Source organism: Streptomyces sp. NPDC057565, from assembly GCF_042801455.1.
Taxonomy (GTDB): Bacteria; Actinomycetota; Actinomycetes; order Streptomycetales; family Streptomycetaceae; genus Streptomyces; species Streptomyces yanii.
Genome location: NZ_JBHVFU010000009.1, coordinates 220,248 through 234,419, shown reverse-complemented (window position 1 = coordinate 234,419; position 14,172 = coordinate 220,248). Strand labels below are relative to the sequence as shown.

Below are 14,172 nucleotides of genomic sequence, written 5' to 3'. Positions count from 1 at the left end.
GTCCCGGTGGGACGGAGCAGCACATCCGGGGAGGGGACGCGACCACGCGTCCGGCATCCCGGCCAACTCGGCCGGGACGACGACCTGTACACGGCCGCCCCGGCCGCGGGCCGGGACGGCCGGGGTGCCGGCGCGGACCGGGAGGGGCCGGGTCACGGCGGGCGCCGCCGCGGCACGTCGCGCCGGCGCGGGAAACGCGGAAAGCGCCGCATACTGCGCTGGGTCGCGTACGTACTTGCGCTGGTCATACTCGGCACCGGCGCCGCCGGTTATCTCTGGTACCAGCACCTGAACAGCAATCTCCGCAAGGGGCATCGCAGCGCCGGGAACAACGCGGCGAAGAAGACCGCCCCGAACGCCGCGGGTCAGACCCCGCTGAACATCTTGCTGATCGGCTCGGACAGTCGTAATTCCAAGGCGAATCTGAAGCTCGGCGGCTCGAAGGCGAGTGTCGGCGCCAAGCCGCTGGCCGATGTGCAGATGCTGCTCCATGTATCGGCCGACCGGAAGAACGCCTCGGTCGTCAGCATTCCGCGTGATACGCGCGTGGACATCCCGAAGTGCGTGGACCCCGACACCGACCAGGAGTACCAGGCCACCAACGCGCTCATCAACGAGTCGCTCGGCCGTGGCGGCCCGGGCTGCACGCTGGACACCTGGGAGCAGCTGACCGGCGTCTACATCGACCACTGGGTGATGGTCGACTTCGCCGGTGTGGTCGCCATGGCGGACGCCGTGGGCGGCGCCGATGTGTGCGTCAAGGACAACGTCTACGACATCCCCAAGCCCAAGGTTTCCGGCGGCTCCTATCTGAAGCTGACCAAGGGCACGCACAAGGTCAAGGGCAAGCAGGCGCTGCAGTGGCTGCGTACCCGGCACGCCTTCGAGAGCGACATCGGCCGGGCCAAGGCCCAGCACATGTACTTGAATTCGGTCATCCGCGAGCTGAAGAGCCAGAACGCGTTCACCGACACCGGGCGGCTGATGGATCTCGCCGAGACGGGGACCAAGTCGCTCCAGGTCTCTGAGGAGATCGGCTCGGTGAAGAAGCTGTTCGATCTCGGTATGCAGCTCAAGAACGTACCGATGGACAAGATCAACATGCTGACCATGCCGCGGATCGCGGATCCGCAGGACGACAACCACGTGCTGCCGAAGCCGGGCGCCGCCGACAAGCTCTGGGCGCTGCTGCGGGACGACCAGTCGCTCGACCCGAAGGACCGCAAGAAGTCCGGGACGAAGGGCGGGTCCGGGACGAAGGACAAGAGCCCGACGGTGGCCGCGGCCGCGCCCGACGCTCTCGACCTCACGGTGGTCAACGGCACTGCGGCCGACGGCCAGGTCGCCACCAGCGGCCGGGCGGCGGACGTCCAGGACATCCTCAGGTCCAAGGGCTTCACCAAGGCCACCGCGTCGACCACACCCGGGTCGGCGCTGACCACCGCGGTGACGTACCCCAAGGACTCCGGCGCCCAGGGCAAGTCGGATGCGCTCGCGGTCGCGGAGGCGCTGTCCATGCCGACCAGCGTGGTCAAGGTGTCGGCCGATGTCGACACGCTGACGCTCACGGTCGGCTCGGACTGGCGGACAGGGGCGACGTACCCGAAGCAGGCGGCCGGGAACGACGACCCGCTGGAAGGAACCGAGGCGGTCAACGGGTCCGAGGAGGACGCCTGCATGGACGTCTACTGGCCGTACCGGTTCTAGCGGACCACGCACGAAAGGGGCGCCGGCTGTTTCTCCGGGGAGGAACAGCCGGCGCCCCTGTTCATGTCCGTGCCGGGTCAGACCGCCTGTCGCTGGACCGCCGGGCGGCGGCTGGCGATGACCTTCCTCGCCAGCGAACGCGGGCTGGTCAGGAAGCCGTAGCCCCAGGACATGTGCATGGTGGCCAGCGCCACCGGTATCTGGGCCCGCGCCTTCAGCGACAGGCCCTTGCCCGCCGGGAGGGACCCGGCGACGATGGCGGCGACATAACCGGCCGGGACGACGAACGCCCACGGGGTGACGGCCGCACCGACCACGAGGCCCGCCGCGATCGCGCAGACGGCGGTCGGCGGGGCGAGGTAGCGCAGGTTGATCGAGCCGGAGTGGTAGCGGGCGACGACATGGCGCCAGCGGCCGTAGTCCTTGTACTGCTTGGCCAGCGCCTTCACCGAGGGACGCGGCCGGTACTGCACCTGCAGCTCCGGCGAGAACCAGATCAGACCGCCCGCCTCGCGGATCCGGAAGTTCAGCTCCCAGTCCTGGGCGCGGATGAACTCCACGTTGTAGCCGTCCGCCTTCTCCAGCGCCTCGCGGCGGAAGACGCCGAGGTAGACGGTCTCGGCCGGGCCCGCCTGGCCGCCGGTGTGGAAGGCCGCGTTGCCGACGCCGATCTTCGATGTCATGGCCGCGGCGACGGCGTCCTCCCAGGCGTTCTCGCCCTCGGCGTGCATGATGCCGCCGACGTTCTGCGCGCCGGTCTCCTCCAGGAGGCGGACGGCCGTCGCGATGTAGTTCGGCGAGAGCATGCCGTGGCCGTCGACCCGCACCACGACGGGGTGCGAGGAGGCCTTGATCGCGGCGTTGAGCGCTGCCGGGGTGCGGCCGGTCGGGTTCGGCACGGTGTGGACCCGGGAGTCCTCCCGTACCAGCTCGGCGGCGATCTCGTCCGTACGGTCCGTGGACGGACCGAGCGCGATCACGACCTCCATCTCGCCGGCGTACTCCTGCTCCAGGATGTGCCGGACGGAGTTCCTGAGATGGCGTTCCTCATTGAGCACCGGCATGATCACGGAGACGGCGGGGTACTGCGCGGCAGACATGTGGTCCTCGGGGGGTCCTCGGGGGCGCCGGGGGCTCTCACCCCAGGAGGCGGCGTTTCGGCCGCCACGTTACCGCGAATGGGGGACGCGGGCGCGCGCCGCAAGGTCGCTTCCCGGTATGGAGATCGTACGGGCCTACTGTGCGAGCGATCCCCCTTGCACCGCGGAGGTCCCCCCCGTGCCCACACCGCACCGCTCCCCCCGTCCGCCGCGCCCCCGCGCCGCTCCCCCGCAGCTCAGGTCGAGAAAGCAGGACGAGAGGCCCCGCTGGGGCATGCGGGTCGCGACCAGCCTGTCCGTGCTGGTGCTCGGCGCCGGCGGGATCGGTCACGCCGTGGTGGCCAACCTGGAAACCGGGATCGACCGCATCGACCCGTTCAAGGACATGAAGAACCGGCCGCGGGCCGGGAACGGCACGAATCTGCTGCTCGTCGGCACCGACGGCCGCGACAGCATCACCCCGGACGAGAAGAAGAAGTACCGGCTGGGCGGTGCTCCCTGCCACTGCACCGACACGATCATGCTGGTGCATCTGTCGGCGGACAAGGAACGCGCGAGCATTGTCTCCCTGCCGCGCGACAGCTACGCCGAGATCCCGGAACACCGCGACCGGAACACCGGCGCCGAGCACGCCGCCCACCCGCTGAAGCTGAACGCCGCCTACTCGGAGGGCGGGCCGAATCTGACCGTACGGACCGTCGAGGACATGACCGGCATCAAGATCGACCACTATCTGGAGGTCGACTTCCCCAGCTTCATGAAGACGGTCGACACCCTGGGCGGGGTGCAGATCTGCACCGTCCGGCCGATGAAGGACTCGTACACCGGTCTCGATCTCGCCGCCGGCGCCCACCGGCTGAACGGCGGGCAGGCGCTCCAGTACGTGCGCTCGCGCCATGTCGACGGGGCCGCGGACCTGGGCCGGATGCAGCGCCAGCAGCGGTTCCTCGCCTCGCTGATCAAGCAGACGACCAGCAGCGGTGCGCTGCTGAACCCGGTGAAGTTCCGGGAGATCGCCTCGACGATGCTCCGTTCGGTCCGGGCCGACGAGGGGTTCGGCACGGAGCAGATGCTGGACCTCGGCCAGGCGATGCGCGGCTTCACTGCGGCGTCGTCCGAGTTCACCTCCGTACCGGTCAGTGATCCCTCCTATCCGGTCAAGGGCATCGGCTCGACGGTCAAGTGGGATCCGGTGAAGTCGACGAAGCTGTTCCAGGCGCTGCGTGACGACAAGCCCCTCGCGGCGAAGCAGCCGAAGCAGGCCGCGGCGAAGACCGTCGATGTCGCGCCGCAGCAGATTCGGGTCCAGGTCTACAACGGGACCCCGATGGACGGCCTCGGCAGGACGGCCGACGACGCCCTGCGCGCCACCGGCTTCCGTACGACGGGGGCCCCGCTCGACGGGGCGCCGCGGGAACTGAAACACACCCTGGTCGAGTACGACCCGAGGTGGGACCGGTCGGCGAAGTCGCTGGCGGCGGCGCTGCCGGGGGCCGAGCTGCGGGCAGTCAAGGGGCAGGGCGCGACGATGAAGGTGACGACGGGCACGGACTTCAGCAAGGTCGAGCGGGTACGGGGCGAGGACACGCACGGGGGCGCGTTCGCCGCGGTCACGGGCGACCAGGTGACGTGCCCGTAGCGAGGCGCCCGCCCGGCGGAGCCCAGGGCAGCGGTCCGCCCCGGGGCCGGGGAGGGCGCCCTGCCGTCAGTCCTCGATGCCGTCCGCCACGCGCTTCTCGCGCAGTTCCTTGATCGCGCGACGCCGGGCCAGCCGGTGCGTGCGCCGGATCTGCGCCTCCTGGTAGCGCCGCTTGTCGCGCTCCGTCTCGGGTATCACCTGCGGTACGGGGCGCGGCTTGCCGTCCCCGTCGACCGCCGCGAAGACCAGATACGCGCTGCCGACCTGCTGGGCCGGGGTCGATTCGTTCCACCGCTCGGCCATGACCCGGACGCCGACCTCCATCGAGGAACGGCCGGTCCAGTTCACCTGGGCACGGACGTGAACAAGGTCACCGACGCGTACCGGCTCCAGGAAGACCATCTCGTCCATCGAGGCCGTGACCGCGGGTCCGCCGGAGTGCCGGCCGGCCACGGCGCCCGCCGCGTCGTCGACCAGTTTCATGATCACGCCGCCGTGCACCGTACCCAGCAGATTGGTGTCGTTGCCGGTCATGATGTGGCTGAGGGTCGTCCGGGACGCCGCAGTCGGCTTGCCCGGAATGTCGCCCTCCGGACGTGGGGCCTGATCTGTCATACCGTCCACCTTATGCGGGGACCCTGGGCCTCGGACATTGCATCAGCTTCGCAACAGCCCAGGCCCGATATCTCACACCCCCTGTGATAGCGGCACGCCCGGACTGCACACTGGACCGCATGAGCGACTGGCCCGGTGGATGGACCGACGACGACCGCAACGACCGCTACGGGCGGGGCAGCGACAGCGCCCAGCCCGAGGGCCCCCGCGTCATGCGGCACGTCCAGCGGCGCCCCGCGCCGCCTCAGCAGCGCCCCGCGCCACCTCAGCAGCGTCCGACGGCGCCGCGACAGCGTCAGCCCGAGGCGCCTCAGTACTCCGGCGGCTATGACGACAGCGCAGGGTACGACGACGGTTACAACACGGGCCACGTCTACGGCGGCGGCAACGGCGGTGGCTACGGCCACGGGGGCGGCCGGGGTGACGGCGGTTACGTCCAGGGGAGGCCCGCGCCGGACTGGCGCCGCCGGATAAAGATAGGCACCCTGACCCTCGTGGTCGTGGTGCTGGCCGTCTCCATCGGCACGTACTTCTGGGCCGACTCCAAGCTCAAGCGTGAGGTCGACCTCTCCAAGGTGATCGAGCGGCCCCACGAGGGCGACGGCACCAACTATCTGATCGTCGGCTCCGACAGCCGCGCGGGCATGACGGCCGAGGACAAGAAGAGGCTCCACACCGGCTCTGCCGGGGGCAAGCGGACCGACTCGATGATGATCCTGCACGACGGTTCGAACGGGCCGACGCTGATCTCGCTGCCGCGTGACTCGAACGTCGAGATCCCCTCCTACAAGGGCTCCGACTCCGGCAAGCTCTACCCGGGCCGCGGCCGCTTCACCAAGCTGAACGCCGCCTACGCCGAGGACGGACCCGAACTGCTCGTCCGTACCGTCGAGTTCAACACCGGGCTGCACATCGACCACTACGTCGAGATCGGGTTCGGCGGCTTTGCCAAGATTGTCGATGCGATCGGCGGCGTGGAGCTCGACATCCCCAAGGCGTTCAAGGACAAGAACTCCGGCGCCGATTTCCAGGCCGGCAAGCAGACCCTCAACGGCGAGCAGTCCCTCGCCTTCGTGCGGACCCGTTACGCCTTCGCGGGCAGCGACCTGGACCGTACGAAGAACCAGCAGAAGTTCCTCGCGGCGCTGGCGAGCCAGACGGCGACGCCGTCCACGATCCTCAACCCGTTCAAGCTGTACCCGACGATGGGCGCCGGTCTCGACACCCTGATCGTCGACAAGGACATGTCGCTGTGGGACCTGGGCAACATGTTCTTCGCGATGAAGGGCGTCACGGGTGGTGACGGCACGTCCATGAACATGCCGATCTCCGGCTCCACGGGCGGGAATCTGGTCTGGGACAAGGCCAAGGTCAAGCAGCTGGTGGAACAGCTCAACAACGACGAGAAGGTCACCGTCTCCGGTAATTGACCGCAGGCGAAGGCAGGGCCCGGACGGTTCACCGTCCGGGCCCTCTTCATGCGCGGCAACCGGCCCGGTGCCCGGCAGTCTTGACGCCCCGACCGAGCTGCGCCGGGACTGCCGGACTGCCTGCTCCGTACGGATACCGTCACCCGCGTCGGCCATGTCGCCCAAGTGGTGCCGGCGGGCGGCCGGTTCGTCGTCGGCCCGGCACCTTCCTCGCGTACCGCCGGTGCCGACGGGCGGCGCCGGCCTGCCTGACATGCGCCCGCGCCCCGGGAAGGGGCGGCGGGTGAGCTCCGACGCTCAGGCGCTGTCCTGCCCCCGGGGCGCGGCGGGGTCGACCTCGTCCAGGTCCTCGTACAGAGCGTCCAGGATCCGCCCCGTGGGCTCGCCCGCCGGGGACAGTTCAGCCAGGCACCAGCCGGGCAGCTGCTCCTCGATCCCCGGCGGAAGCCGGCCGTCCGTGGGGTCGGCGAGGCCGTAGAGGACACCGAAGGCGGTCTCCTTCGCCACCTCGCGGGCTATCTCACCCAGCTCCTGGTGGGTCAGGCCCAGCCGGAGCGCCCGCCCGACTGCCCCGGCGGCGGAACCCTCTTCCGCGTACGCCCCGACCCAGTCGGGTGCTGCCGTGCTCCAGGCGTCGATGTCCTGCCAGACCATGCGGAGGAACCGGTAGCGGGCAAGCTGTGGAATGTTCTCCTCCGCCTCGGAGTCCGCCCAGCCCCGGGCGTCGTCGGCGCCGAGCGCGGTGAACAGCGCGGTGAGCCTGTCGATGTCGTTCATGGACAGGGAAAGTACGCCACGGAAGGGGACGCGCCTACGCCCTCGGCCCGTCTCGGCGATGGGCGCCGGGCGACGGTGCCGACATGGTCCGTGGCCGGGCCTGGCGGGAAACCACTACGGTCGCCGGACCGGGACCGCGCAGTCCCGCAGGTTGCGGAGCCGTGGCAGAGCGGCCCATTGCGATCGCTGTGAGGGAGGTCCCCCTCACAGCGACTGACGGGGTCCGGGGCGGATCCTGCCCCTACCTGTCCGCGGGTTCGAATCCCGCCGGTGCCGCAACCGAACAGCACCACCCGCCCACGGGAGTTCCTGGCAGCCGTCGGAAACGGCCCCCGGCATGGCGCCGGGGGCCGTCTCGCGCAGCTGGAACCGAAGCGCTACGGCAGGTTCCTCGCCATGACGATCCGCTGGACCTGGTTCGTGCCTTCATAGATCTGGGTGATCTTGGCGTCGCGCATCATCCGCTCCACCGGGTAGTCCCGCGTGTAGCCGTAGCCGCCGAGCAGCTGGACCGCGTCCGTGGTGATCTCCATCGCGACATCGGAGGCGAAGCACTTGGCCGCGGCACCGAAGAAGGTGAGGTCGCTGTCGAGGCGCTCGGACTTGGCGGCGGCCGAGTAGGTGAGCTGGCGGGCCGCCTCCAGCTTCATCGCCATGTCGGCGAGCATGAACTGGACACCCTGGAAGTCACCGATCGGCTTGCCGAACTGCTTGCGCTCCTGGACGTAGCCCTTGGCGTAGTCGAGGGCGCCCTGCGCGATGCCGAGGGCCTGGGCCGCGATCGTGATGCGGGTGTGGTCCAGCGTCTTCATCGCCGTGGCGAAGCCGGTGCCCTCCTCGCCGATCATGCGGTCGGCCGGTATCCGGACGTTGTCGAGGTAGACCTCGCGGGTCGGGGAGCCCTTGATGCCGAGCTTCTTCTCCGGGGCGCCGAAGGAGACGCCCTCGTCCGACTTCTCGACGACGAACGCCGAGATGCCCTTGGAGCGCTTGGTCGGGTCGGTGACGGCCATCACCGTGTAGTACTCGGAGACGCCCGCGTTGGTGATCCAGCGCTTGACGCCGTTGAGGACCCAGAAGTCGCCGTCACGGACGGCCTTGGTCTTCATGCCGGCGGCGTCGGAGCCCGCGTCGGGCTCGGAGAGGCAGTACGAGAACATCGCGTCGCCCTTGGCGAGCGGGCCCAGGTACTTCTTCTTCAGCGCCTCGGAACCGGAGAGGATCACCGGGAGCGAGCCGAGCTTGTTCACGGCCGGAATCAGGGAGGAGGAGGCGCAGACGCGGGCCACCTCCTCGATCACGATCACGGTGGCGAGGGCGTCGGCACCGGCGCCTCCGTACTCCTCGGGGACGTGCACGGCCTGCAGCTCGGAGGCGACCAGGGCGTCCAGCGCCTCCTGCGGGAAGCGGGCCTCCTCGTCGACCGCTGCCGCGAACGGGGCGATCTTCGCCTCGGCGAGCGCACGGACCGTCTCGCGGAGCATGTCGTGCTCCTCGGCCGGACGGTACAGGTCGAAATCGGTGGAACCCGCCAAGACTCTCACTCCCCAGGGACGCTAACTACCGTTAAGTAACCCAATTTTAGGTGCCCTGGCCCACAAAGACCTATGAGAGCTGCACGTGAGCTTCGCGACAGGGGTCCCCCAGGCCTGTAAATCCCGGTCTTCAGAGGCACGACTATGCTCGTTCACCGCATGTCTGTCCGCATCTCTCTGGAGCACTCCATGGCCCTCAGAATCACTGTGATCGGCACCGGCTACCTCGGCGCCACCCACGCCGCGGCCATGGCGGAACTCGGCTTCGAAGTGCTCGGGCTCGATGTCGTGCCCGAGAAGATCGAGATGCTCAGCAGCGGCCGGGTCCCGATGTACGAGCCCGGGCTGGAGGAGCTGCTCCGAAAGCACGTCGCGGGCATCGAGGGATCCACCGGGCGGCTGCGGTTCACCACCTCGTGGGAAGAGGTCGGTGCCTTCGGCGATGTGCACTTCGTCTGCGTGAACACCCCGCAGAAGCACGGCGAGTACGCCTGCGACATGTCGTACGTGGACTCCGCCTTCGAGTCGCTGGCGCCGCAGCTCACCCGGCCCGCGCTGGTCGTCGGCAAGTCGACCGTGCCGGTGGGCTCCGCCGTCCGGCTCGCGGCGCGGCTGGCCGAGCTGGCGCCGGTGGGAACCGATGCGGAGCTGGCCTGGAACCCGGAGTTCCTGCGCGAGGGCTTCGCCGTGAAGGACACCCTGCACCCCGACCGGATCGTCGTCGGGGTGGAGAGCGAGCGGTCCGAGAAGGTGCTGCGCGAGGTGTACGCGGTGCCGGTCGCGGAGGGGTCGCCGTTCGTGGTGACGGACTTCCCGACCGCGGAACTGGTGAAGACCTCGGCGAACTCGTTCCTGGCGACCAAGATCTCCTTCATCAACGCGATGGCGGAGGTCTGCGAGGCCGCCGACGGCGATGTGGCGAAGCTGGCCGAGGCGATCGGTCACGACGAGCGGATCGGATCCAAGTTCCTGCGGGCCGGTATCGGCTTCGGCGGCGGGTGTCTGCCGAAGGACATCCGGGCGTTCATGGCGCGCGCCGGTGAGCTGGGCGCCGACCAGGCGCTGACCTTCCTCCGTGAGGTCGACTCGATCAACATGCGGCGCCGCGGCCACATGGTGGAGCTGGCCCGGGAGGCCGTGGGCGGGGAGACCTTCCTCGGCAAGCGGGTTGCCGTGCTGGGTGCGACGTTCAAGCCGGACTCGGACGACGTACGCGACTCGCCTGCCCTGAACGTCGCCGGGCAGATCCACCTCCAGGGCGGCCAGGTCACCGTCTACGACCCGAAGGGCATGGACAACGCCCGTCGGCTCTTCCCGACGCTCGGGTACGCCGAGTCGGCGCTGGACGCGGTGCGCGGCGCGGACGTGGTCCTGCACCTGACGGAGTGGCGCGAGTTCCGCGAGCTGGACCCGGCGGCGCTGGGCGAGGCCGCCGCACACCGGATCATCCTCGACGGCCGCAACGCGCTGGACAGCACGCTGTGGCGCGAAGCGGGCTGGACATTCCGGGCGATGGGCCGCCCCCGCGCCTGACCCGCCCCCGGGCACGCCCCACCGCTCGGGTTCGCCGATCGTGGCCGTCGACGGGGCCCGGCGGAGCTGTACCGCACGGGAGGCGAATTCGGCCGGAGGACGGGGGGAACGTCCTCCCGTCCCGTGGAACGTCAGGACGCCCGGGCGTCCAGTTCCTGGATCGTGGCGTGGGACGGGCCGCGTCGCGTTTGCAGGTCGCGGGCGACGGCCTCGGCGTCACGCAGCACCCGTACCGCGTTGCGCCAGGTGAGCTTGGCGAGGTCGGCGGCGGACCAGCCGCGGCCCAGAAGTTCCGCGATCAGGTTCGGGTAGCCCGCGACATCCTCCAGACCTGCGGGGAGGAACGCGGTGCCGTCGTAGTCGCCGCCGATACCGATGTGGTCGATCCCGGCGACCTCACGCATGTGGTCGAGATGGTCGGCGATCGTCGCCACGGTGGCCATCGGGCGCGGGTGAGCGGCCTCGAACTCCGCGTGGATCTTCATGGCCTGCGTGGTGGTGTCGAGGTGGTGCAGACCGTGGTCACGCATGTTCCGGTCCGCCGCGCGGGTCCATTCGACGGCTTCCGGGAGGACGAACTTCGGCACGAAGGTCGCCATGGCGATGCCGCCGTTGGCCGGGAGCTGCGCGAGGACGTCGTCGGGGATGTTGCGCGGGTGGTCGCAGATCGCCCGCGACGACGAGTGCGAGAACATCACCGGCGCGGTGGAGGTGGCGAGTGCGTCGCGCATCGTCGTGGCCGCCACATGGGAGAGATCGACCAGCATGCCGGTGCGGTTCATCTCCCGCACCACCTCATGGCCGAACGGCGAGAGACCGCCGACGCCCGGCTCGTCCGTCGCCGAGTCCGCCCACGCGATGTTGTCGTTGTGAGTGAGCGTCATGTAGCGGACGCCGAGGGCGTGCAGGGCGCGCAGGGTGCCGAGCGAGTTGTTGATGGAGTGGCCGCCCTCGGCGCCCATCAGGGAGGCGATCCGGCCCTCGGTGCGGGCCGCCTCCATGTCGTCGGCGGTCAGGGCGCGCCGCAGGTCCGCGGGGTAGCGGTCCAGCAGCTCGGCGACCACGTCGATCTGTTCGAGGGTGGCGCTGACGGCGTCCTCGCCCGCCATGTCGGACCGTACGTAGACGGACCAGAACTGCGCCCCGACGCCACCGGCGCGCAGCCGCCCGATGTCGGTGTGGAGGTGGGCGGACTGGTCGGTGGCGATGTCGCGGGCGTCCAGGTCGTATCCGACCTGTTCCCGAAGTGCCCAGGGCAGATCGTTGTGACCGTCGACGACCGGGTACTCGGCGAGGAGTTCCGCGGCCTGTGCCAGGTGGTCCCCGAAGTGGTCCGTGGTCCGGTCCGCGATCTGCTCCGCCATGGTCGCCCGCTTCCGCTCGTTGTCCGCTGTGTCTACTTGCCGAAGCCGAAGGAGTCGCTGCCCTCGACCTTGCTGCGCAGCCGCTTGCCCTTCTCGGTCGCCTGGTCGTTCAGCTCCTGCTGGAACTCCCGCATGCGGGCCAGCAGTTCGCTGTCGTGGGCGGCGAGGATACGAGCGGCGAGCAGACCCGCGTTGCGCGCGCCGCCGACCGACACGGTCGCGACGGGCACACCGGCCGGCATCTGCACGATGGACAGCAGGCTGTCCATGCCGTCCAGGTACTTCAGCGGAACCGGGACGCCGATGACGGGCAGCGGGGTGACCGACGCGAGCATGCCGGGCAGGTGGGCTGCACCGCCCGCGCCCGCGATGATCGCCTTGAGACCGCGGTCCGCGGCGTTCTCCCCGTACGCGATCATTTCGTGCGGCATGCGGTGGGCGGAGACGACGTCGACCTCGTACGGGATCTCGAACTCGTCGAGGGCCTTGGCCGCTGCTTCCATGACGGGCCAGTCGGAGTCCGAACCCATGACGATGCCGACGACCGGCGCGGCGGAGGCGGGGGAAGTCATTCGGTGATCGTTCCTCGCAGGTAGTCGGCCGCGTGCCGGGCGCGCTCACGCACGTCCGCCAGGTCGTCGCCGTAGGTGTTGACGTGACCGACCTTGCGGCCCGGCTTCACGTCCTTGCCGTACATGTGGATCTTGAGCTGCGGGTCGCGGGCCATGCAGTGCAGGTACGCCTGGTACATGTCCGGGTAGTCGCCGCCCAGGACGTTGCACATGACCGTCCAGGTGGCGCGCGGGCGAGGGTCGCCGAGCGGCAGGTCGAGAACGGCCCGGACGTGGTTGGCGAACTGTGAGGTGATCGCGCCGTCCTGGGTCCAGTGCCCGGAGTTGTGCGGGCGCATCGCGAGCTCGTTGACGAGAATGCGGCCGTCACGGGTCTCGAAGAGTTCGACGGCGAGGTGGCCGACGACACCGAGCTCGGCGGCGATCCGCAGGGCCAGCTGCTGGGCCTCGCCGGCGAGCTGCTCGCTCAGCTCGGGGGCCGGAGCGATGACCGTGTCGCAGACGCCGTCGACCTGGATCGACTCGACGACCGGGTAGGCGACTGCCTGGCCGTGCGGCGAGCGGACGATGTTGGCCGCCAGCTCCCGTACGAAGTCGACCTTCTCCTCGGCGAGGACCGGGACACCCGCCCGGAAGGGGTCGGCCGCGTCCGCCTCGGAGCGGACCACCCAGACGCCCTTGCCGTCGTAGCCGCCGCGGACCGTCTTCAGGATGACGGGGAAGCCACCGACCTCGGCCGCGAACGCCGCGGCGTCCGCCGGGTCGGTCACGATGCGGTGGCGGGGGCAGGGCGCGCCGATCTCGCCGAGCTTCGCGCGCATCACCCCCTTGTCCTGGGCGTGCACCAGCGCGTCGCGGCCGGGGCGCACGGGAATGCCGTCCGCCTCCAGGGCCTGCAGATGCTCGGTCGGGACGTGCTCGTGATCGAAGGTGATCACGTCACAGCCGCGCGCGAAGGCGCGCAGCGTGTCCAGGTCGCGATAGTCGCCGATGACGACTTCGCTCACCACCTGGGCCGCCGAGTCCTGAGGGGTGTCGCTGAGGAGCTTGAATTTGATGCCGAGGGGGATGCCCGCCTCGTGGGTCATACGGGCGAGCTGACCGCCACCGACCATGCCGACTACCGGGAACGTCACGCCTCCAGGATATCGGGCGTCCGGGGGACCGCCGGACGATGCCCCGGAGGGCGGCGGCCGGAGGCTCCGTGTCACAGGCTTGCCACGTCTCGATGGATGCTCACAGGTATCTCATGGGAGGCCTCGATAGCATGACTGGGTTGACCGAATCCACGGACGGGGCTGAGCCATCACCATGAACGAACGGGGCGTACTACGGACCCGGCTGGATGCGCTGGCCCGGGAGATCGCCAAGTTCGGCGTGGTCGGTGCGATGGGTCTGCTGGTCAATGTGGGGGTGTCCAACCTGCTGTGGCACACCACGGACCTTCAAGTGGTGCGGGCCAGTCTGCTGGCCACGTTCATCGCCATCCTCTTCAACTACGTGGGCTTCCGCTACTGGACGTACCGGGACCGCGACAAGACCGGGCGGACCCGGGAACTGACCCTGTTCCTGCTGTTCAGCGCGGTGGGTGCCGCGATCGAGAACGGCGTGCTGTACACGGCGACGTACGGGTTCGGATGGAACGGCCCGGTCCAGAGCAACGTCTTCAAGATCCTGGGAATCGGGATCGCGACGCTGTTCCGGTTCTGGTCCTACCGGAGCTGGGTGTTCAAGGCGCTGCCTGCCAAAGACGGCGTAGGCGTGGTGGCGCAGGGGCGCGGGGCCGCGGAGCAGGTGCCGGTGGAACGGGTGCCGGTCGAGCCGGCGGAGCCCGTACGACGTTGAGGCACCGGGGCCGACCGGTTGCCGCCTCGTCCTCGATCCCCCTCGACGGGCTCGA

At 69.7% G+C, this 14,172-nt stretch carries 12 protein-coding genes; 5 read left to right on the top strand and 7 right to left on the bottom strand.

Annotation, left to right across the window (positions count from 1 at the left end; translation table 11 throughout):
• The first annotated feature begins 6 nt into the window (after nt 1-6).
• Nucleotides 7-1,707: an LCP family protein gene (locus tag ACFU8W_RS20230; RefSeq protein WP_384038865.1), complete on the top strand. Its 1,701-nt coding sequence runs from the start codon at nt 7-9 to the stop codon at nt 1,705-1,707.
• Between the two features lie 77 nt (nt 1,708-1,784).
• Here ACFU8W_RS20230 and ACFU8W_RS20225 read toward each other — a convergent pair whose 3' ends face one another.
• Nucleotides 1,785-2,807: a glycosyltransferase family 2 protein gene (locus ACFU8W_RS20225; protein WP_384038862.1), complete on the bottom strand. Its 1,023-nt coding sequence runs from the start codon at nt 2,805-2,807 to the stop codon at nt 1,785-1,787.
• Nucleotides 2,808-3,081: 274 nt separating this feature from the next.
• Between ACFU8W_RS20225 and ACFU8W_RS20220 the strand changes: the two genes are divergently transcribed.
• Complete coding sequence (locus ACFU8W_RS20220; RefSeq protein ID WP_384038859.1) at nt 3,082-4,446, top strand: LCP family protein; 1,365 nt, start codon at nt 3,082-3,084, stop codon at nt 4,444-4,446.
• A gap of 66 nt (nt 4,447-4,512) precedes the next feature.
• Here ACFU8W_RS20220 and ACFU8W_RS20215 read toward each other — a convergent pair whose 3' ends face one another.
• The gene (locus tag ACFU8W_RS20215; RefSeq protein ID WP_266984929.1) at nt 4,513-5,061 is read right to left on the bottom strand and encodes an acyl-CoA thioesterase; all 549 of its coding nucleotides are present in this window, start codon (nt 5,059-5,061) and stop codon (nt 4,513-4,515) included.
• Between the two features lie 119 nt (nt 5,062-5,180).
• Here ACFU8W_RS20215 and ACFU8W_RS20210 point away from each other — a divergent pair, with 119 nt between their 5' ends.
• Complete coding sequence (locus ACFU8W_RS20210) at nt 5,181-6,491, top strand: LCP family protein (protein WP_384038856.1); 1,311 nt, start codon at nt 5,181-5,183, stop codon at nt 6,489-6,491.
• A 297-nt stretch (nt 6,492-6,788) separates the two neighbouring features.
• Here the strand turns inward: ACFU8W_RS20210 and ACFU8W_RS20205 are convergent, their stop codons facing one another.
• Both ACFU8W_RS20205 and ACFU8W_RS20200 read right to left on the bottom strand, forming a co-directional pair.
• Entirely contained in the window at nt 6,789-7,268 is a 480-nt protein-coding gene (locus tag ACFU8W_RS20205) for a hypothetical protein (protein ID WP_326792387.1), read from the bottom strand.
• Nucleotides 7,269-7,645: 377 nt separating this feature from the next.
• Nucleotides 7,646-8,803, bottom strand: coding sequence for an acyl-CoA dehydrogenase (locus tag ACFU8W_RS20200; protein ID WP_326792388.1), 1,158 nt, complete (start codon nt 8,801-8,803; stop codon nt 7,646-7,648).
• Nucleotides 8,804-8,992: 189 nt separating this feature from the next.
• Between ACFU8W_RS20200 and ACFU8W_RS20195 the strand changes: the two genes are divergently transcribed.
• Complete coding sequence (locus tag ACFU8W_RS20195) at nt 8,993-10,336, top strand: UDP-glucose dehydrogenase family protein (RefSeq protein WP_384038941.1); 1,344 nt, start codon at nt 8,993-8,995, stop codon at nt 10,334-10,336.
• A gap of 131 nt (nt 10,337-10,467) precedes the next feature.
• On the opposite strand, the gene ACFU8W_RS20190 is transcribed toward ACFU8W_RS20195, so the two are convergent.
• Genes ACFU8W_RS20190 through ACFU8W_RS20180 form a run of 3 tightly spaced genes read right to left on the bottom strand, consistent with a single transcriptional unit; the run spans nt 10,468 to nt 13,408 of the window.
• Nucleotides 10,468-11,700, bottom strand: a complete 1,233-nt coding sequence (locus ACFU8W_RS20190; RefSeq protein WP_384038853.1) for a dipeptidase — start codon at nt 11,698-11,700, stop codon at nt 10,468-10,470.
• A 32-nt stretch (nt 11,701-11,732) separates the two neighbouring features.
• On the bottom strand, nt 11,733-12,272 hold the full coding sequence (purE, locus tag ACFU8W_RS20185; RefSeq protein WP_266984915.1) for a 5-(carboxyamino)imidazole ribonucleotide mutase: 540 nt from the start codon (nt 12,270-12,272) through the stop codon (nt 11,733-11,735).
• On the bottom strand, nt 12,269-13,408 hold the full coding sequence (locus tag ACFU8W_RS20180; RefSeq protein WP_384038850.1) for a 5-(carboxyamino)imidazole ribonucleotide synthase: 1,140 nt from the start codon (nt 13,406-13,408) through the stop codon (nt 12,269-12,271). Before ACFU8W_RS20180 ends, purE begins: the two co-directional genes overlap by 4 nt.
• A 175-nt stretch (nt 13,409-13,583) precedes the next feature.
• Here ACFU8W_RS20180 and ACFU8W_RS20175 point away from each other — a divergent pair, with 175 nt between their 5' ends.
• The gene (locus ACFU8W_RS20175) at nt 13,584-14,117 is read left to right on the top strand and encodes a GtrA family protein (RefSeq protein WP_384038847.1); all 534 of its coding nucleotides are present in this window, start codon (nt 13,584-13,586) and stop codon (nt 14,115-14,117) included.
• Nucleotides 14,118-14,172: the final 55 nt, after the last annotated feature.

Excerpts from the sequence above, each read along its gene's own strand:
- ACFU8W_RS20210 (WP_384038856.1), top strand. The coding sequence starts at position 5,181 with ATGAGCGACTGGCCCGGTGGATGGACCGACGACGACCGCAACGACCGC.
- ACFU8W_RS20215 (WP_266984929.1), bottom strand. The coding sequence starts at position 5,061 with ATGACAGATCAGGCCCCACGTCCGGAGGGCGACATTCCGGGCAAGCCG.
- ACFU8W_RS20220 (WP_384038859.1), top strand. The coding sequence starts at position 3,082 with ATGCGGGTCGCGACCAGCCTGTCCGTGCTGGTGCTCGGCGCCGGCGGG.
- ACFU8W_RS20195 (WP_384038941.1), top strand. The coding sequence starts at position 8,993 with ATGGCCCTCAGAATCACTGTGATCGGCACCGGCTACCTCGGCGCCACC.
- ACFU8W_RS20190 (WP_384038853.1), bottom strand. The coding sequence starts at position 11,700 with ATGGCGGAGCAGATCGCGGACCGGACCACGGACCACTTCGGGGACCAC.
- ACFU8W_RS20225 (WP_384038862.1), bottom strand. The coding sequence starts at position 2,807 with ATGTCTGCCGCGCAGTACCCCGCCGTCTCCGTGATCATGCCGGTGCTC.
- ACFU8W_RS20175 (WP_384038847.1), top strand. The coding sequence starts at position 13,584 with ATGAACGAACGGGGCGTACTACGGACCCGGCTGGATGCGCTGGCCCGG.
- ACFU8W_RS20205 (WP_326792387.1), bottom strand. The coding sequence starts at position 7,268 with ATGAACGACATCGACAGGCTCACCGCGCTGTTCACCGCGCTCGGCGCC.
- purE (WP_266984915.1), bottom strand. The coding sequence starts at position 12,272 with ATGACTTCCCCCGCCTCCGCCGCGCCGGTCGTCGGCATCGTCATGGGT.